We start from the raw sequence: 17,671 nt of genomic DNA on the forward strand, positions 1-17,671 counted from the left end.
CGAAAGCCGTTGACAATCGCAGGGGCGACGCGAACCCTGTTAACGGGTTGCAAAGCATACGCGGAAGACGGGAGTAACGCCTTGGCTGAAGCCGGCGGTCTGCAGGACATTACCAATATCGACACCACGCCCATGCCCGCCGGGCAGCCGGGCCCGCAAAGCGTGGGCGAAATGCTGCGCGCGGCGCGTGAGGCCGCAGGGCTGGACATCAAGCAGCTTTCACAAGCCACGCGGGTAACCACGCGGCATCTGCAGGCGCTTGAAGTGGGCGACTATGCCGCCTTTCCGGGAAGGCCCTACGCGCTTGGCTTTGCCAAGAGCTACGCAAGAGCGGTCGGCCTCGATGACAAGGCCGTTTCCGAGGCCGTTCGCGCCGAGCTTGACCGGCAGGCGCCGCCACCGCCGCCGCGCGTGATCAACCAGTTCGAGGTGGGCGATCCTGAAAAGACGCCTTCGCGGCTGACTGCGTGGCTTGCCGCAGGGCTGGTCATCGCCATTGCGCTGGCGGGGCTGGTGTTCTGGCGCAGCTATTACCTGCCGTCTGCCGAACTCCCGCCGCTGGTCGGGCCGGAAGAGGCGAGCCCGGCGCCGAGCCAGGTTGCCGCCGCTGCACCGGCTCCCGCACCGACCGGCCCGGTCGTGTTCACGGCCACCGAAGATCGCATCTGGGTGAAGTTCTACGACGGCACTGGCAAGCAGATCCTCCAGAAGGAACTGGCCAAGGGCGAAAGCTTCACCGTGCCGGCCGACGTGCCCGAGCCCAAGCTGTGGACCGGGCGTCCCGATGCGCTTGCGATCACGGTGGGCGGGCAACCGGTTCCGCGCATCGCCGAGAAGGAAGGCATCGTGAAGGACGTGGCGGTCAGCGCAGCGGCCTTGCTGGCGCGCGGTACTGCGGCGGCCACGCCAGCTCCTGCGGCGACGCCTTCTGCGGCGGCCCCGGCCGCACGACCTGCCCCGCGCCGCCGTGTGCAACAGTCCGCTGCGGCAAGTGAGCCGACAACGGCTCCGGCTCCGGCCGCAGCCCCGGCAGAGGGTACGCCGCCACCTGCCGCCCAGCGCTGAGGCGACGGGCCGAGGCGGATAACCTGCTGGCCGGTCTCGACTTGGTGCAGGCTATCGGGCAAACTTGCGGCGTTGATTGAGGGTGCGCGGGGATCGTGCGCCGCTGAACGGGAACGACCATGACCATGACTTTCCGGCGTGCTGCGCCGCTTGGAGCCCTCCTTCTGGGGCTGACCGCCCCGATCGCTGCGCCGCTGCTGGCCCAATCCACTGCGCAGAAGACCACAGCCGCGCCGGTCGACCCGGAAATGCGCCTGCGCCGGATGGAGGCGGAAATCCGCGCGATGCAGCGCAAGGTCTTCCCCGACGGCGCCGGCAAGACATTCGTTCCTGAAATCACCGCAGGCCCGACGAACACCACACCGGTTGGCGCGCCCGCCTCGTCCGCGGTGACCGACATTCTTGCGAGGATGGATGCAGTCGAGGCGCAGATGGCGCGGCTGACCGCGCAGGTCGAAGAGGGGCAGAACCGCTCGGCCAAGATCGAGGAGCGGCTGGCCAGGCTTGAGGCCGCTGCCGCGCCGCCGCCCGAGGAACCGGCGGCGACGCCAGCGCCTGCCGCGACGACGACGCCCGCTCCTGCGGCAGTGACGCCGAAGCCCACGACGCCAGCCGCTGCCAAGCCTGCTGCAACCAAGCCGGCCGAGACCAAGCCTGCAACGCCTGCCGCAAAGCCGGTATCGCCTTCGGCCGCGCGCGTGGCAGCTGTGCAGGCGATCGAGAAGCCGGCAACGGGTGATGCCGCGCTGGATGAATACAACTATGGCTTCCGCCTGTGGGAAGCCAAGTTCTATCCCGAAGCGCAGCAGCAGCTGCAGATCTATGTCGATCGCTATCCCAAGCACAACATGATCAGCTTCGGCCGCAACCTGCTGGGTCGGGCCTGGCTCGATGATGGCAAGCCCGGCACCGCGGCGCAGTTCTTCCTGCAGAATTACCTTGCCGACAAGAAGGGCGCGCGTGCGCCTGACAGCCTGCTCTATCTCGGGATCGCCATGGTGCGCCTCAAGGATACCGAAAAGGCATGCGGCGCCTTCACGGAACTGGCCTCGACCTATCCCGATGAAGTCGCCGGTCGTCTCAAGGGCCAATACGATGGCGCCCGCGCCTCGGTGAAGTGCAAGTAATGGACTCGGGAATAGCCTGACCGCTGCTGCTGCGCGCTTTGCCGCGCAGTGGGCGGCGGTTGCCCCGCATGAGCCCGTCGGCCTTGCCGTATCGGGCGGACCGGACAGCCTCGCCATGCTGCTGCTGTTCCACGAAGTTGCGCCGCGCAACTTTCAGGTGGCCACGGTCGATCATGGCTTGCGGGCGGAATCGGCCGATGAAGCGGCAATGGTCGCTGCGATCTGCGCTGAGCGCGGCATTGCGCATCGGACTCTGGCGCTCTCGCTTGAAAAAGGCAGCGCCGTGCAGGAGCGGGCGCGGGCTGCGCGCTACGCGACGCTGGCGCAGTGGGCGCGCGACCAGGGTCTGGCGGCTATCGTCACCGCCCACCACGCCGACGATCAGGCCGAGACGATGGTCATGCGCCTCAACCGTGGTGTCGGCTTGCGGGGGTTGGCAGCGATGCGCCCCGTTGCACAAGTGCCGGGCGCTCCGGGCCTTACGCTGCTACGGCCCTTGCTGTCATGGCGGCGGGCTGAATTGCAGGCGGTTGTCAACTTGACCGGCCTTGCCGCGGCCGACGATCCTTCGAACCGCGATCCGGGTTACGAGCGGGTGCGCATGCGTGACGCTCTGACGTCAACCGATGCGTTTGCAATCATGGGTTTCGCCCGGAGCGCCCGGCACCTTGCCGAAGCCGATGCTGCGCTGGATTGGGTTGTCGGCCAGCTGTGGGAAAGCGTGACAACGGCGGGCGAGGGTTTCACGTGGAACCCGCCGCCAGGCCTGCCCGACGCCATCGCCTTGCGCCTGCTCGAGCGCGTGCTCGCCAGATTGGGCGGAGGGACGCCACGAGGCGCAGAACTGGTCCGCTGGCTTGAAACCCTGCGCCAGGGCGGCGTTGCGACGCTTGGCGGGGTAAAGGGGGATGCCCGGAGCGGCGCCTGGCGCTTCACCCTGGCGCCGCCACATTGCGCTTGACGGCATGCCCTATCGGCACAGGTCGCTGAAAAACCACATTCGCGCTATATTGCCAGTTACCCGATATTGAGAATCGGGGTGGCAATCCTACATTGCCTCCATACCCGCCCGCGTCCCCGGGCGATTGCGGAAAGACAGCGATGAACGACGACCAGCCTCAGGGAAATCCGTGGATCAAGAGTCTCCTTGTCTGGGGCATGATCTTCCTTGCGCTCCTGCTGGTGGTTTCGATGTTCGGATCACGGGTCGATACCAACGCGACGACGATCCCCTACTCGGCCTTCCGCTCGCAAGTCAGCGATGGTGCGGTCCGCTCGGTCGAGATCGCGCCGGAGCGCATCACCGGCACGCTCAAGAATGGCAGCCAGTTCGCAACCGTGCCCGTGCCCGGCGATTCCGATCTGCCGAAGCTGTTGCAGGACAACGGCGTGCAGTATGCCGGCAAGGCGGCCGAACAGCCGAACATGCTGATGTACATCCTGTTCAACTCGCTGCCGTTCCTGCTCATCCTCGGCGTTGCCTTCTTCGCGCTGCGCCAGATGCAGAAGGGCGGCGGATCGGGCGCGATGGGTTTTGGCAAGTCTAAGGCCAAGCTGCTGACCGAACGCTCGGGCCGCGTCACCTTCGATGATGTCGCCGGCATTGATGAAGCACGCGAGGAGCTTGAGGAAATCGTCGAGTTCCTGCGCGATCCTTCGCGCTTTTCCAAGCTTGGCGGCCAGATCCCCAAGGGCGCGCTGCTGGTCGGCTCGCCCGGCACCGGCAAGACCCTGCTCGCCCGCGCCATTGCGGGTGAAGCGGGCGTGCCGTTCTTCACCATTTCGGGTTCGGACTTTGTCGAGATGTTCGTCGGCGTCGGTGCAAGCCGCGTGCGCGACATGTTCGAACAGGCCAAGAAGAACGCGCCGTGCATCGTCTTCATCGACGAAATCGATGCGGTCGGTCGTCACCGTGGGCACGGTCTCGGCAATTCGAACGACGAGCGCGAGCAGACGCTGAACCAGCTGCTGGTCGAGATGGACGGCTTCGAGGCCAACGAAGGCATCATCATCATCGCGGCGACCAACCGCCCCGACGTGCTCGATCCCGCGCTGCTGCGTCCCGGTCGTTTCGATCGCCAGGTGGTCGTGCCGATCCCCGACATCGAAGGCCGCGAGAAGATCCTTTCGGTCCACATGAAGAAGGTGCCGCTCGCGCCCGACGTCAATCCGCGCACGATTGCGCGCGGCACTCCTGGCTTCTCGGGTGCTGACCTTGCCAACCTCGTCAACGAGGCCGCCCTGCTCGCCGCGCGCCGCAACAAGCGCCTTGTTGCCATGCAGGAATTCGAGGACGCGAAGGACAAGGTCATGATGGGCGCGGAACGTCGCTCCATGGTGATGACCGACGACGAGAAGAAGATGACCGCCTATCACGAGGCGGGCCACGCCATCGTCTCGGTCAAGGAACCGGCCTCCGATCCGATCCACAAGGCCACGATCATCCCGCGCGGTCGCGCGCTGGGCATGGTCATGCGTCTGCCCGAGCGTGACAGCTATTCCTACCACCGCGACAAGATGCACGCGAACCTCTCGGTCGCGATGGGTGGCCGCGTGGCGGAAGAGCTGATCTTCGGGCACGACAAGGTCTCGTCCGGTGCCTCGTCCGATATCCAGTACGCCACTTCGCTGGCGCGTTCGATGGTCACCAAGTGGGGCATGTCGGAAAAGCTCGGTCCGTTGCAGTACGAAGATCAGCAGGAAGGCTACCTTGGCATGGGCGGTTCGGCCCGCCTCTTCGCCTCGGACGAGACCAACAAGCTGATCGACAGCGAGATTCGCCTGCTCGTCGACGGTGCGCACGAACGCGCGACCGACATCCTCAAGACCAACGAGGACAAGCTCCACCTCCTCGCCCAGGCATTGCTTGAATACGAGACGCTGACCGGCGACGAGATCAAGGAACTGCTCGACAGCGGCAAGCTGGACCGCCCGCAGAACCCCGGCGGCACGGCACGGCCAGTCGCAGCCCAGGGCTCGGCAGTGCCGCGCGCGGGCAAGAAGTTCGGCTCGACCAATCCGCAGCCGGCCTGATTTTAAAGTCTGATCGAAAAGAAAGGGCCGGGGCGAAACCTCCGGCCCTTTTGCTTAACCGCCTGCTTCCACGAGGATGAGCATCGCGAACAGGATCAGTGCCGTAAGGGCGAACATGGACAGGAACCACGTCCGCAGCCATGCCCCGAACCACGACAGGCCGTAAGTTCCTCTCAACTGCACCAGCATGTGGAACGGCGGCACCAGACCGAGAAGTCCGAGTGAAGGCACGCCAAGCTTGGCGCCGAGCATCGCGACGATTGCCAGCAGCGTCATGAAGCAGAGCGAATAGGTGACGAACACGGTGTGATCATAGAGGCCGAAGCGGCGGCTGAAGGGAAACAGCAGCCAAAGGAACGGTACCGAGATCGGGATCAGTGCCCAGCTCAACTTGTAGCTGTAAGTCTGCACCTTGTAGAGCGCGAGCTTGGGGTTCTCCTTCCACACTTTCACCGCCTCGTGGACGAACGGGACTTTCTCGAGCCCCTCGATATCCGTGTCGGGCTGGATCATGTTGATGTTCACGTTGCTGGACCTGAGCGTTGCCAGCCCATCGAGACTGGATTGCGCAACTTCGATCTTCCGCTTCAGTCGCGCGATGTCATCCGCATCGGTCTCGGTCCTGAGTTTCGCCTGAAGCGCACTCAGCTCTGCTTTCTGCTGAGCCTCTGCCTGCTCGATCGAAGTGGTCGCCGATTTTCCGAGGTCGCCGGCGTTCATGGAATTGATCGTCGTGAACAGCAGGAACACGCAGAACAGGAATAGCGCGATGGGTGAGACATAGCTCGCCCGCCGCCCGTCGATGTATTCGCGGGTAAGCTGGCCGGGCTTGGTCACCAGCATCGGCAGCGTCCGCCAGATCTTGCCTTCGAAGTGGAACACGCCGTGGAGCAGGTCGTGGAAGAATGCGCCGATTGTCTTGTGGACATGCGCGGCTTGCCCGCAGGCATGGCAATGGCTGCCGACCAGCGGCGTGGCGCAATTCAGGCAGGCCGATTCGTGGGTGTGGCCGTCGGCCCGATACTCCCCCGCCGTCGGCTCAACCGTGCGTGCCGCAGCAAAGGCACCCGCCATCTCGCCCAGAGTCTCCGTGCCGCTCAAAATCTTGTTCCCCCTGTAACCAGTTGCAGCATAACGAGCAGGCTCGGTTCACGCCACATCCTTGAGACAGCGCGGCAAAATGGCTGATTTCACGGAACATTAACCTTGAACGTGCAGTCCGGAGCCCAAGAGGGTAAGCAGGACACGTGTTCACACCGCGGGATCAACTGATAGCACTCGCCGGAGCGGGAGGGGGAAGCGGCTTCGGCCAGCGCACCACGCCGCCCCGCGCCCCCGTGACGCCGCTCCGCTGGGAGCTGTTGCTCAGGAACACCGAGCTGTTCTTTTCGCGCCACTGGCCGCGCCTGACTGCGCCGGTGGAGCGCGCTTTCGCCAGGTTCGATCTCGTGCCCGACCTTGCCGAAGACCTCGGCAGCGCCCGCTGGTTCCGGGGCTTTGGCACCATGCTCGGCCTCGGCGCGGCTGCCGTGCTGATGAGGCCGAGTTTTGCCCCGTTGCAGGCCGCGCCGCTGACCATGCTGGACGATGCCGCGCAGGACGAGTTCCGCGTGCAGGGCATTCGCCCGCTCGCCTTCGGTGCGGACAACGGCCGCCGCATGAACGCCACGTCAGCCGTCATCCCGCTCGCTGCCGCGCCCGAACGGCCCAGCATCGACCTGACGGCAACCCTTGGCGCCGGCGACAGCTTCCCGCGCATGCTGCAGCGCGCCGGCCTTGCCAGTACCGATATCGTGCGCGTGCTCGATCTGGTCGGCGGCCAGGTGAAGCCCGGCGCGATTGCGGAAGGCACGCGCTTCTCTATCCGCCTTGGCGCGCGCACCAGCCCGGCGCAGCCGCGCCCGCTCGAGCAGCTGTCCTTCCGCCCACGCTTCGATCTCGCGCTCGACATCCGGCGCAGCGGCGGCGGACTGGCGCTCGCCAGCAACGCCATTGCCGTCGACACATCGCCACAGCGCATTCGCGGAATCGTCGGGGCGAGCCTCTATCGCTCCGCCCGCGCTGCCGGTGCGCCGCCGTCTGCGGTGCAGGACTACTTGCGCACCATCGACGAGCACATGGCGTTCGAGGAAATCGCGCCGGGTGACGAGTTCGACCTGGTCTATGCCAATCGCCGCGCCGGCACGGGCGAGCAGCAGGCGGGCGACCTGCTCTATGCAGGCGTGGTTCGCGCCGGAAAGCCGGTGCTGCAACTCCTGCGCTGGGGTAACGACGGGGCGTTCTATTCGCCCCAAGGTATGGCCGAAGGCGCGCAGGAGACCACCGGCTTCCTCGGCGCGCCGGTCAACGGTCGCATCACTTCGGGTTATGGGGCGCGTCGCCACCCGATCCTCGGCTATGTGCGCATGCACGCCGGGATCGATTTCGCCGCAGGCTGGGGCGCGCCGATCTATGCCGCAACCGATGGCCGCGTAAGCATTGCCGGGTGGCATGGCGGGCACGGCAACTACGTTCGCCTCGATCACGGCGGCGGCATCGGCACCGGCTATGGCCACATGAGCCGCATCGCTGTTTCGGCAGGCATGACCGTGCGGCGGGGCCAGGTGATCGGCTATGTCGGTTCCACCGGCCTTTCCACCGGGCCGCACCTCCATTACGAGATGTATCGCGGCGGGCAGACGGTGAACCCGATGTCGATGACCTCGATCGTCCAGCGCGCAGCCGTCGATCCGGCGCAACTTGCCGCCTTCCGCAGCAAGCTGGCGCAGATCACCGCGATCCCGGCAAACCGTTCCCGGTGATTGCAGCGGGGCGAGCCAGCGGCTAGGCCTTCGTGCCATGACGACTTATCCGATGACTCGCCTGCGCCGCACCCGTGCCACCGCATGGAGCCGCGCCATGCACCGCGAAGTGCTGGTCACCCCGGCAGACCTGATCTGGCCGCTGTTCGTGACCGAGGGGGAGGGCGTCGAGGATCCGATCCTGTCGCTCCCGGGCGTATCGCGCTGGTCGGTTGACGGGATCGTCGCGCGGGCAAAGGAAGCGGTGGCGCTGGGCATTCCCTGCCTTGCGCTGTTTCCCAACACCCAGCCCGATCGCCGCAGCGAGGACGGCAAGGAAGCGCTCAATCCCGACAACCTGATGTGCCGGGCGATCAAGGCGATCAAGGATGCCTGCGGTGACAGCATCGGCGTGCTGACCGATGTCGCGCTCGATCCCTATACCAGCCACGGGCAGGACGGGCTGATCGACGAGGCGGGCTATGTCCTCAACGATCAGACCGTCGAGGTGCTGGTCGGCCAGAGCCTCAACCAGGCCGCTGCCGGAGCCGATATCATCGCCCCTCCGACATGATGGACGGCCGCATCGGCGCGATCCGCGAGGCGCTGGAAGGCGCTGGACATATCAACGTGCAGATCATGTCCTACGCCGCCAAGTATGCCTCGGCATTCTACGGTCCGTTCCGCGATGCGGTCGGCTCGCGCGGGCTGCTGAAGGGTGACAAGAAGACCTACCAGATGGACCCCGGCAACGCCGAGGAAGCCCTGCGCGAGGTGGAGATGGACCTTGCCGAAGGGGCTGACAGCGTGATGGTCAAGCCGGGCCTGCCCTATCTCGACATCGCAGCCCGCGTGAAGGACACTTTCGGCGTGCCGGTCTTCGCCTATCAGGTGAGCGGCGAATACGCGATGATCGAGGCGGCAGTGGCGGCCGGTGCAGCCGATCGCGATGCCATGGTCCTGGAAACCCTGCTGTCGTTCAAGCGCGCGGGCTGTTCCGGCGTGCTGACCTACCATGCGGCGCACGCCGCCCGCCTGATGGGTGCCTGAGGCAAAAGTGTCATTCCGCATCGAAACACCGCGCCTCGTCATGCGCGAATGGTGCGATGCGGATGCCGCGCCGTTCCACGCGATGTGCAACGACCCGCGCGTCATGGAGTTTCTTCCCGGTGCACTGACCCGGGACGACGTTGCGGTGGTGATCGCACGGATGAACGGGTTCCAGCGCGAGCATGGCTACTGCTTCTGGGCGCTTGAGCGGCTTGAGGATGGGGCATTCCTCGGCTTCTGCGGGATCAAGCCGGGGCCCGAAGGCACTCCCCTCCATGGCCATGCCGAGATCGGGTGGCGTCTTGCCCATCACGCGTGGGGCAAGGGCTATGCCCGCGAGGCCGCGCAGGCCAGTCTCGACTGGGGCTTTGGTGCGCTGGATTTTCCGGAAATCCGCGCCATGACGGTACCTGGCAACGTGCGGTCATGGGGCCTGATGGAGCGGCTCGGCATGGAACGCGCGGCTGACCTCGATTTCGAACACCCCGCGCTCGGCGAGGACGATCCGCTGCGGCCGCACATCGTTTATCGCAAGCTGGCGCAATGATTTAAGAGGGCAGGATGCAGCAGTACCCCGACGTTTCGATCATCCCTTGAACGGCAAGACCCCGCGCATCCACGAGAGCGCCTTTATCGCGCCGGGATGCCGGATCATCGGCGATGTCGAGATCGGGCCGGACGTGTCCATCTGGTACAACTGCGTCCTGCGTGGCGACGTCAACTTCATCCGCATCGGCGCACGGACCAACATCCAGGATGGCAGCGTCATCCACGTCGACAGTCCCGCGCCGAACAAGCCCGATGGCTTTCCGACGATAATCGGCGAGGACGTGCTGGTCGGTCACCTCGCCATGGTCCACGGTTGCGTGATCGAGGATCGCGGCTTCGTCGGCCTTGGCGCTATCGTGATGAGCGATGCCCACATCGAAAGCGACGGCATGCTGGCGGCAGGCGCGATGCTGACCGGCGGCAAGCGCGTGCTGTCGCGTCAGTTGTGGGGCGGCCGTCCCGCCAGGTACATGCGCGATCTCGATGATGCGGCCATTGCCGACATGCAGCGCGGCGTGCAGCACTATGTCCGCAACGGGCAGGCGCACAAGCTGGCTGTCGGGGCGGCCGTTCTTGGCGCGGCCGAAGGCTGAGCTGCCGCCGCCGGAGGCCTTGCGCGCGCTGGTCGATGCCGAGGGGCGGTTGGCGGTGCGGGTGACGCCGGGCGCGCGCAGCGAAGGCATCGAGATCGAACAGGGGCGCATCGCCGTCAGGGTCCGCGCCAAGCCCGAGGATGGCAAGGCGACGGCAGCGGTGGGGGAGATACTGGCAAGGGCGCTTGGCGTTGCGCCGTCCAGGGTGGAAATGTTGCGCGGCGCAACTTCCCGGGAGAAGCTGTTCAGGATTCCGCCAGCCTGACTTTCCCCGGCCTAGCTCTCCGAAGGCACCCTGAAAGCAACGACCACCATTGCCACGCTCCAGGCGCTGGCGATCCACAGGCATCCCATCGGCAGGCGATCCTGCAGGAAGGCGCCCAGCACGGCACCGGCCAGCAGGCCAAGCCACAGCTGCGCCCATGACGTCCACCGGCCATCGCCTTTGCCCATGATGCGGCGGGCCAGGCCAATGCCGAGCTTGACCAGCGCACCGGTCATGTAGGTCAGGCCGACAGTCACTTCGCCATCGCGCTGGAAAGTGTTGTTGAGCGCACCCATCGCCAGGACCAGCGCCGCCATCATCAGTGTTACGGTCCCGGCGGCGCGGGCCATTGCCCCGATCAACAGCAGCGCTGTGACCAGCGCCAGCACGGCGGGCTTGCGCAATGATCCCGCACGCTCGGAAACGAGCGCGCCTGCCGTCACACCCGCGATGAAGCCACCGATCAACAGAGCGGGAACGATCGCGTCATGCGGGGAAGTGCCAAGCGCAACGCCAAGCCGCGTCGTGTTGCCCGACATGAATGAGACGAAATAGGCCTGCGCGGAGAGAAACCCGACCGCGTCCACGAACCCGGCCATGGCGGCAAGAGCCATGGCAAATGTCCGGCGCTGGCGGTCATTGAGGATCACGCTCGCCTTCTAGCGCGGCTTTACGCGCAAGGGAATCAGGTGCGCGCCATGCCCCGCGCCATCTGTCCCAGCACCTTGCTGAGGCCGTCGGCGATCTCGCGGTCCTCAGGCGCGACATCGGCAATCGCGCGCGCCATGCAGTCGGCCCATTGCGTGGCCGTTTCGCGCGTGATCGGGAAGGGCTTGTGCATCGACATCATGCACTTGCCGGGGTGTGCGTCAAACCAGTCGCGCGGACCGCCGCTCCAGCCGGCCAGAAACCCCGGCAAGGATTCGCGCATTGGTGCAAGGTCGGGCGCATGCATGGCGCGCAGCTCTGCAAAGGCCGGATCGATTTCCATCAGGTCGTAGAAGCGATCGGTGATGCGGCGCAGCGTTTCAATTCCGCCAAGGCGGTCATAGGGACTGGTTGCGGGGGCTTGGGTCGCCAAGGGAATGCTCCGGAACAGGGATCTGGAGCCTTGCTTGTGCGTCAAACAAGTGCCGAAAACATTGACCGCAATCAACCGCTTGAGCAACCGCTCGGCGCTTCAGTTGCGGTGAGGGAGCGCCTTGGCCGCAAGGCTTGCCGCCATTCCGCCAAGGACTGCCCCGATCGCCCAGTTGGTCGCCACCGCATCCCACTGCCGATAACGCGTCCATTCGCCGCCGGTGCGCAGCGATGTCCAGGCGAGTCGTCCGAGCGCATAGGCCGGAGCGGCGAGCAATACGTTTGCCATTGTGTTCTCTCCCAGACGTTTTTCTGGAAACGGCAGGCAGGTGACTAGGTTCCGCAAGCTCAGTCGGCGATCAGGCCTTTCAGCGTCTCGAGCCGGTCCGCTTCATGCGCGGGCTTGTCGGCGCGGATGCGGCTGATGCGGGGGAAGCGCATGGCAACGCCCGACTTGTGCCGCTTGCTGGCGTGAACAGAATCGAAGGCAACTTCGAACACCAGCGACTTGTCGGTCTCCCGCACCGGGCCAAACTTGCCGACAGTGTGCTGCCGCACGTAGCGGTCGAGCCATTTCAGCTCCTCGTCGGTGAAGCCGAAGTAGGCCTTGCCGACAGGGAGCAGTTCCGCCCCTCGTCCGGGTCGCCGTTCCAGCAGCCGAAGGTGTAGTCCGAATAGAACGACGAGCGCTTGCCGCTCCCCCGCTGCGCATACATCAGCACGCAATCGATCAGCAGCGGATCGCGCTTCCACTTGTACCACAGGCCGGTTCGCCGTCCCGCCACGTAGGGACTGTCGCGCCGCTTGAGCATGACTCCTTCGATTGCCTCGTCCCGCGCCCGGGCGCGGATCTCGGCAAGTTCGTCGAAGTCCCGGGCCTCGATCACCTGCGAGATATCGAACCGGTTCTGATCGAGCTGGGTCACCAGAGCTTCAAGCCGGGCACGGCGCTGCTCCCACGCCCATTCGCGCAAGTCTTCGCCGTCCTCGATCAGCAGGTCGTAAAGGCGCACGAAGGCGGGATAGTCGCTGAGCATCGCCTTCGATACAGTCTTGCGCCCAAGGCGTTGCTGCAGGGCGTTGAAGCTGGCCGCGCCGCCACTTTCGCCGCCCTGATGCGCCCCGCGTACCAGCAACTCGCCATCAAGCACGCAGGGCGTGGTCAGCGCGGTCGTCACCTCAGGGAAGGTGCCGGAGATGTCGTCGCCACTGCGCGAATAGACGCGTGTTTCACCTGCAACATGGACGATCTGCACGCGAATGCCGTCCCATTTCCACTCGGCCGCGAACTCCGAGAGGTCGAGGCTTTCCGCTTCGAGCGGGTGGGCCAGCATGAACGGCCGGAACAGCGGCAGCAGGTCGGTGCGCGGCGGCGCGGCACCGTTCGCCGCCCAATCGAACAGCGGTGAGTAGGGCGGCGCCTGTCCGTGCCAGTACTCTTCGACGTCCTCGACACTGACCTCGAAAGCCTGCGCGAACGCGACCTTGGCCAGCCGCGCTGAAATCCCGATGCGCATCGCACCCGTGGCAAGTTTCAGCAGGGCATAGCGACCATTGACGTCAAGACGGTCAAGCAGATCGGTGAGAATTCCGGGCGCCGTTGCGCGCGTAGTGGCGTGGAGTGTCTCGACGACTTCGGCCACCGATGGCGGCGGCAGCTGATCGCCGATTGGCTCCGGCCAGAGCAGGCTGGCCGTCTCGGCGGTGTCGCCAACGTAATCGCGGCTCAACGTCCACAGCACCGGGTCTACCCGCTCGGCCATCAGCGCGCGGATCAGGCTTGCCTTTACCGCGGGGAAATCCAGCCCGTCGGTCAGCGCAGCCAGCGCCCAGCCCCGGTCAGGATCGGGCGTCTCGCGCATGTAGTCGGCCAGCAGCGCCAGCTTGGCATTGCGCGATGGCGTGAGCACGAGCGCGTCGAGCAGGGCGGCAAAGCGCTCCATCAATCATCCTCGTCCTCATACCCCACCAGCGCCAGGGCCCGCGCCTTGCGCTGCGTCAGTTCGCACCAGCGCAGCAGCGCTTCCTCGCGGCCGTGGGTGATCCAGGTCTCGGCGGGGTTCACCTGCGCGATGGTCTGGGTCAGTTCGTCCCAGTCGGCGTGGTCGGAGATGATCAGCGGCAGCTCGACATTGCGTTGCCGCGCCCGCTGCCGCACGCGCATCCAGCCCGACGCCATGGCGGTGACCGGATCGGGCAGGCGGCGGCTCCAGCGGTCGTTGAGCGCCGATGGCGGGCAGATCACGATACTGTTGGCCAGCGCCGCCTTGGGCACACCGGCCACGGCCTTGAGGTCGCCCAACTCGACGCCGTGATCCTCATAGAGTCGGCACATCCGCTCCATCGCGCCGTGCAGCCAGATCGTCTCGTGAAATCCTGCAGCCCGCAGTTCTGCGATCACCCGCTGCGCCTTGCCCAAGGCATAGGCGCCAACGAGCACGCAGCGCCCCTGATCGTTCTCACGGGCACTGAGCAGCTTGGCCATTTCCTCGGCAATCGGCGGATGGCGGAACACCGGCAGTCCGAAGGTGGCCTCGGTGATGAACACGTCGCATGGCGTCACTTCAAATGGCGGGCAGGTGGGATCGGCCCGACGCTTGTAGTCCCCGGTCACGATCACCCGCTCGCCTGCATGCTCCAGCAGGATCTGTGCAGAGCCGAGGACGTGGCCCGCGGGCACGAATGTCGCCCGCACAGCCCCCGGCAGGCTGATGGTTTCGCCATAGGCGACGGGCGCCGCCCGGACTTCGTTCTGCGCTTCCACCCCATACCGCAATTGCATGATCGCCAGCGTTTCAGGTGTGGCGACGGTTCGGCCGTGGCCTCCCCGGGCGTGATCGGCATGCCCATGGGTGACCAGCGCGGTCTCGACCGGGCGCGCGGGATCGATCCACACGTCGGCCGGCGCAACGTGGATGCCCATCGGCTCTGCCCTGATCCACGAAAATGCCGCTGCCATGGTGGAACAATGGCGGGCTCACAGGTTTCGTTCCAGATGAACTATCGCCACAGCATTCCGCGCGCGGGACAGGCAAGGTTCAGGTCACCGGGTTAGCTTTCGCCCGCCCTTTAACAGACGATCCGGGAGACAAGCCATGCTCCGCAAAAGCACGATGCTCCTCGCGCCACTATGCGCCGCCCTGCTGCTGGCCGGGTGCGACGGCAAGGAGAAGGAGACCGGGCCCGATGTCTCGCCTACCGCTTCGATCCCGGCGATTGCTGCGCCCGAACCAGCCGTTACGTCAGTGCCCCTCGCTGCCAATCCGCTCGCTGACTTCGCCCGGCTCGACGCCGCGCGCGATGGCGCGATCTCCAGCGCGGAATATGCACAAGGGGCGCAGACCCTGTTCGAGATGATGGACCTGAAGCAGAACGGCAATCTCGATGCGGACCAGCTCCGCGCGGGCGCTGCAATGCTGGCCGAGATCGACGGGCTGACTCCGCAGGTGCTGCTGAACGTGGCCGATGCCGATGGCGACGGAAAACTGACCCTGTCCGAATGGATGGCCTTCAACAATGCCCGCTTCTCGATGATCGACCGGAATGGCGATGGCATGGTCAGCCGCGCCGAATGGGACGCCCCTCATCCCGCGCCGCCGCAGGCGCCGTAGTGTGACGACCCTGAGAACAACGAGAAGGGGCGGCACCTCGCGATGCCGCCCCTTTGTTCATTTACAGCCCTGAAGCCTATTCGGCTTCGTCCGCGCTCGGCTCTTCGGTCGCCGCGCTTCCCGCCTTGCCCTTCCTGGCCTTCTTCTTGACCAGCTTGGGCGCAGCCGGCGTCAGTTCGAAGGACAGCGCGTCCTCCTTAAGGCTGACGTGGACTTCGCCGCCATTGGCCAGCTTGCCGAACAGCAGTTCCTCGGCGAGCGGCTTCTTGACCTTCTCCTGGATCAGGCGGGCCATCGGGCGGGCGCCGTAAAGCTTGTCATAGCCCTTCTTGGCCAGCCAGCTGCGCGCATCGGCATCGAACTGGATGTGGACGTTCTGTTCGGCCAGCTGCAGTTCGAGCTGCAGCACGAACTTGTCGACCACGCGGCTGACAACCTCGGGCGGCAGGTAACCGAACGGCACGATCGCATCGAGACGGTTGCGGAATTCGGGCGTGAACATCTTCTTCACCGCCTCGTCACCCGCGTCGGCCTTCGACACGTCGCCAAAGCCGATGCCTTGGCGCGCCATGTCCGAAGCGCCCGCATTGGTGGTCATGATCAGGACCACGTTGCGGAAGTCCACCGTCTTGCCGTGGTGGTCGGTCAGTCGGCCGTTGTCCATCACCTGCAGCAGGATGTTGAACAGGTCCGGGTGCGCCTTCTCGATCTCGTCGAGCAGCAGGACGCAGTGCGGCTGCTGGTCGATCGCATCGGTGAGCAGACCGCCCTGATCGAACCCGACATAGCCCGGAGGGGCACCGATCAGGCGGCTGACCGAATGGCGCTCCATATATTCGGACATGTCGAAGCGCTGCAGCGGGATGCCCATGATCTGGGCGAGGCTGCGGGCAACTTCGGTCTTGCCGACGCCGGTGGGGCCGGAGAACAGGAATGAGCCGATCGGCTTGTCCGCATCGCGCAGGCCCGCACGGCTCAGCTTCATTGCCGACGACAGGACCTCGATCGCCTTGTCCTGGCCGAACACCAGACGCTTCAGATCGCGCTCGAGATGTTCGAGCACCTTCTTGTCGTCGGAGCTGACCGACTTGGGCGGAATGCGCGCCATCGTTGCGATGACCTGTTCGATCTCGCGCGCGGTGATTGTCTTCTTGCGCTTGTTCGGCGGCACCAGCATCTGCATCGCGCCCACTTCGTCGATCACGTCGATCGCCTTGTCGGGCAGCTTGCGGTCGTTGATGTAGCGCGCCGAAAGCTCGACCGCGGTCTTGATCGCATCGGGCGTGTACTTGACCTTGTGGTGTTCCTCGAACGCGGTGCGCAGGCCACGCAGGATCTTGATCGTGTCCTCGATGGTCGGCTCGTTCACGTCGATCTTCTGGAACCGGCGGAGCAGGGCGCGGTCCTTTTCGAAGTGGTTGCGGAACTCCTTGTAGGTGGTCGATCCGATGCAGCGGATCGTCCCGCCCGAAAGCGCGGGCTTCAGCAGGTTCGAGGCATCCATCGCGCCGCCGCTGGTGGCCCCGGCACCGATCACGGTGTGGATCTCGTCGATGAACAGCACCGCGTGCGGCATCTTCTCGAGCTCCGAGACGACCTGCTTGAGGCGCTCCTCGAAGTCACCGCGATAGCGCGTACCGGCCAGCAGCGAGCCCATGTCGAGCGAGTAGATCACCGCTTCGGACAGCACTTCGGGCACTTCGCCTTCGACGATCTTGCGGGCAAGGCCCTCGGCAATCGCGGTCTTGCCCACGCCCGGATCGCCCACATAGAGCGGGTTGTTCTTGGAACGGCGGCACAGGATCTGGATGGTCCGGTCCACTTCGGGGCCACGTCCGATCAGCGGATCGACCTTGCCGTTCAGCGCCTTCTCGTTGAGGTTGACGCAGAACTGGTCGAGCGCGGTTTCCTTCTTCTGGCCCTTGGCGTCAGCCTTCTCTTCCTGCTGCTTGGGAGCCTCCTCCTCTGCGCCCTTGGGCGTGCGGCCTTCGACCTGGCGACCGCCCTTGCCGATGCCGTGGCTGATGAAGCTGACCGCGTCGAGGCGGCTCATGTCCTGCTGCTGCAGGAAGTAGACGGCGTATGAATCACGCTCGGAGAACAGCGCTACCAGCACGTTCGCTCCTGTCACGGTGTCCTTGCCCGAGGACTGCACGTGAAGGATGGCGCGCTGGATCACCCGCTGGAACCCGGCGGTCGGCTGCGGATCGGCCTTCTCCTGGGTCTTGAGCGACTGGTATTCCTGATCGAGGTACTGGCGCACCACGTCACCCAGATCGCCGAGGTCCACGCCGCAAGCCTGCATGACCTGCGCCGCGTCCGGATCGTCGATCAGGGCCAGCAGGAGATGCTCGAGAGTCGCGTACTCGTGGCTGCGCTCGGACGCGTTGGCGAGCGCGGTGTGCAGCGTTTTCTCGAGACTCTGGGCGAAACTGGGCATGTTGCGGCTACTTTCTGGCTTGCGCCGGTGGGTTCTCCGACATGGAGAGTGCACACGCGTTATTAACCCGGGCTAAAC

Annotated in this window: 14 protein-coding genes and 3 pseudogenes; 10 read left to right on the forward strand and 7 right to left on the reverse strand. The window is 65.4% G+C overall.

All coding sequences use genetic code 11. From position 1 onward, the window contains the following. Nucleotides 1-81 precede the first annotated feature (81 nt). The 4 genes from C7W88_RS05740 to ftsH all read left to right on the forward strand — a co-directional run bounded on the left by C7W88_RS05740 (nt 82) and on the right by ftsH (nt 5,225). The gene (locus C7W88_RS05740; RefSeq protein WP_240344846.1) at nt 82-1,065 is read left to right on the forward strand and encodes a helix-turn-helix domain-containing protein; all 984 of its coding nucleotides are present in this window, start codon (nt 82-84) and stop codon (nt 1,063-1,065) included. 119 nt (nt 1,066-1,184) lie between these two features. After that, on the forward strand, nt 1,185-2,192 hold the full coding sequence (locus C7W88_RS05745; protein WP_118072840.1) for a tol-pal system YbgF family protein: 1,008 nt from the start codon (nt 1,185-1,187) through the stop codon (nt 2,190-2,192). Nucleotides 2,193-2,208: 16 nt separating this feature from the next. Further along, the gene (tilS, locus tag C7W88_RS05750) at nt 2,209-3,153 is read left to right on the forward strand and encodes a tRNA lysidine(34) synthetase TilS (protein ID WP_118072841.1); all 945 of its coding nucleotides are present in this window, start codon (nt 2,209-2,211) and stop codon (nt 3,151-3,153) included. Between the two features lie 140 nt (nt 3,154-3,293). After that, nucleotides 3,294-5,225: an ATP-dependent zinc metalloprotease FtsH gene (gene ftsH, locus C7W88_RS05755; protein ID WP_118072842.1), complete on the forward strand. Its 1,932-nt coding sequence runs from the start codon at nt 3,294-3,296 to the stop codon at nt 5,223-5,225. Nucleotides 5,226-5,279: 54 nt separating this feature from the next. Here the strand turns inward: ftsH and C7W88_RS05760 are convergent, their stop codons facing one another. After that, nucleotides 5,280-6,326 carry a DUF3667 domain-containing protein gene (locus C7W88_RS05760; RefSeq protein WP_240344848.1) on the reverse strand — a complete coding sequence of 349 codons (1,047 nt, stop codon included), beginning with the start codon at nt 6,324-6,326 and terminating at the stop codon, nt 5,280-5,282. A 146-nt stretch (nt 6,327-6,472) separates the two neighbouring features. Here C7W88_RS05760 and C7W88_RS05765 point away from each other — a divergent pair, with 146 nt between their 5' ends. The 5 genes and pseudogenes from C7W88_RS05765 (at nt 6,473) to C7W88_RS05785 (ending at nt 10,462) form a co-directional block, all read left to right on the forward strand. Next, nucleotides 6,473-8,026 (forward strand): M23 family metallopeptidase, encoded by a 1,554-nt coding sequence (locus C7W88_RS05765; protein WP_240344849.1) that lies wholly within the window; start codon nt 6,473-6,475, stop codon nt 8,024-8,026. 37 nt (nt 8,027-8,063) lie between these two features. After that, nucleotides 8,064-9,055 (forward strand): annotated as a pseudogene (gene hemB, locus C7W88_RS05770) (porphobilinogen synthase). A gap of 7 nt (nt 9,056-9,062) precedes the next feature. Continuing rightward, nucleotides 9,063-9,602: a GNAT family N-acetyltransferase gene (locus tag C7W88_RS05775; protein ID WP_240344850.1), complete on the forward strand. Its 540-nt coding sequence runs from the start codon at nt 9,063-9,065 to the stop codon at nt 9,600-9,602. Nucleotides 9,603-9,616: 14 nt separating this feature from the next. Next, nucleotides 9,617-10,197, forward strand: a pseudogene (locus C7W88_RS05780) (gamma carbonic anhydrase family protein). Then, on the forward strand, nt 10,178-10,462 hold the full coding sequence (locus C7W88_RS05785) for a DUF167 domain-containing protein (protein ID WP_118072845.1): 285 nt from the start codon (nt 10,178-10,180) through the stop codon (nt 10,460-10,462). Before C7W88_RS05780 ends, C7W88_RS05785 begins: the two are co-directional and overlap by 20 nt. 11 nt (nt 10,463-10,473) lie before the next feature. Here the strand turns inward: C7W88_RS05785 and C7W88_RS05790 are convergent, their stop codons facing one another. From C7W88_RS05790 to C7W88_RS05810, 5 genes and pseudogenes are all read right to left on the reverse strand, one after another. After that, nucleotides 10,474-11,112 carry a YoaK family protein gene (locus C7W88_RS05790; RefSeq protein WP_118072846.1) on the reverse strand — a complete coding sequence of 213 codons (639 nt, stop codon included), beginning with the start codon at nt 11,110-11,112 and terminating at the stop codon, nt 10,474-10,476. Between the two features lie 35 nt (nt 11,113-11,147). Continuing rightward, complete coding sequence (locus tag C7W88_RS05795) at nt 11,148-11,543, reverse strand: group II truncated hemoglobin (protein ID WP_118072847.1); 396 nt, start codon at nt 11,541-11,543, stop codon at nt 11,148-11,150. Nucleotides 11,544-11,642: 99 nt separating this feature from the next. Then, on the reverse strand, nt 11,643-11,831 hold the full coding sequence (locus C7W88_RS05800; protein ID WP_118072848.1) for a hypothetical protein: 189 nt from the start codon (nt 11,829-11,831) through the stop codon (nt 11,643-11,645). A gap of 59 nt (nt 11,832-11,890) precedes the next feature. Continuing rightward, nucleotides 11,891-13,485: pseudogene (locus C7W88_RS05805) on the reverse strand (cisplatin damage response ATP-dependent DNA ligase). Next, entirely contained in the window at nt 13,485-14,501 is a 1,017-nt protein-coding gene (locus C7W88_RS05810) for a ligase-associated DNA damage response exonuclease (RefSeq protein WP_118072849.1), read from the reverse strand. Before C7W88_RS05810 ends, C7W88_RS05805 begins: the two are co-directional and overlap by 1 nt. A 136-nt stretch (nt 14,502-14,637) precedes the next feature. Here C7W88_RS05810 and C7W88_RS05815 point away from each other — a divergent pair, with 136 nt between their 5' ends. Continuing rightward, the gene (locus C7W88_RS05815) at nt 14,638-15,153 is read left to right on the forward strand and encodes an EF-hand domain-containing protein (RefSeq protein ID WP_118072850.1); all 516 of its coding nucleotides are present in this window, start codon (nt 14,638-14,640) and stop codon (nt 15,151-15,153) included. Between the two features lie 76 nt (nt 15,154-15,229). On the opposite strand, the gene clpA is transcribed toward C7W88_RS05815, so the two are convergent. Further along, a complete protein-coding gene (gene clpA / locus C7W88_RS05820) occupies nt 15,230-17,593 on the reverse strand; it encodes an ATP-dependent Clp protease ATP-binding subunit ClpA (protein WP_118072851.1) in 2,364 nt (787 codons plus the stop codon). Between the last annotated feature and the right edge of the window lie 78 nt (nt 17,594-17,671).

The organism is Novosphingobium sp. THN1, assembly GCF_003454795.1.
In the GTDB taxonomy this organism is placed as follows: Bacteria; Pseudomonadota; Alphaproteobacteria; order Sphingomonadales; family Sphingomonadaceae; genus Novosphingobium.

Bases quoted from the DNA above. Each gene is read 5' to 3' on its own strand.
- C7W88_RS05745 (WP_118072840.1), top strand. From the start codon at position 1,185: ATGACCATGACTTTCCGGCGTGCTGCGCCGCTTGGAGCCCTCCTTCTG.
- C7W88_RS05815 (WP_118072850.1), top strand. From the start codon at position 14,638: ATGCTCCGCAAAAGCACGATGCTCCTCGCGCCACTATGCGCCGCCCTG.
- clpA (WP_118072851.1), bottom strand. From the start codon at position 17,593: ATGCCCAGTTTCGCCCAGAGTCTCGAGAAAACGCTGCACACCGCGCTC.
- C7W88_RS05800 (WP_118072848.1), bottom strand. From the start codon at position 11,831: ATGGCAAACGTATTGCTCGCCGCTCCGGCCTATGCGCTCGGACGACTC.
- C7W88_RS05810 (WP_118072849.1), bottom strand. From the start codon at position 14,501: ATGGCAGCGGCATTTTCGTGGATCAGGGCAGAGCCGATGGGCATCCAC.
- ftsH (WP_118072842.1), top strand. From the start codon at position 3,294: ATGAACGACGACCAGCCTCAGGGAAATCCGTGGATCAAGAGTCTCCTT.